Source organism: Paracraurococcus ruber (genome assembly GCF_004353985.1).
Lineage (GTDB): Bacteria > Pseudomonadota > Alphaproteobacteria > Acetobacterales > Acetobacteraceae > Paracraurococcus > Paracraurococcus ruber.
In genome coordinates this window covers 1-230 of record NZ_SMOA01000782.1, presented here as the reverse complement: position 1 = coordinate 230, position 230 = coordinate 1, and the positions used below count along the sequence as shown (strand labels likewise).

General features: G+C 65.7%; 1 pseudogene. It reads right to left on the bottom strand.

From position 1 onward, the window contains the following. Window positions 1-117: 117 nt before the first annotated feature. Window positions 118-230: pseudogene (locus tag E2C05_RS32675) on the bottom strand (IS5/IS1182 family transposase); the annotation flags it as partial.

Here is a 230-nt window from a genome sequence, read left to right as displayed (position 1 = left end):
ATCGCTGCTCCTCCTCGATGCTGGTGGCCGACGCAAACCGGACCACGCTCCACCATCCCGAGAGGAGCAGCCACCGGATCACCGGGGAGAGACCCCAATCACCCCATCTGTCCGGGATCATGTTCTGGTTTGGCAGAGCCTTCGCAGCATGAGGCGGACGGAGGCCCAGCGCAGGAAGCACAGGCCTGACCGGTTCAGGCACTCCCAGTCCTTGGCGAGCCGACGGCAGC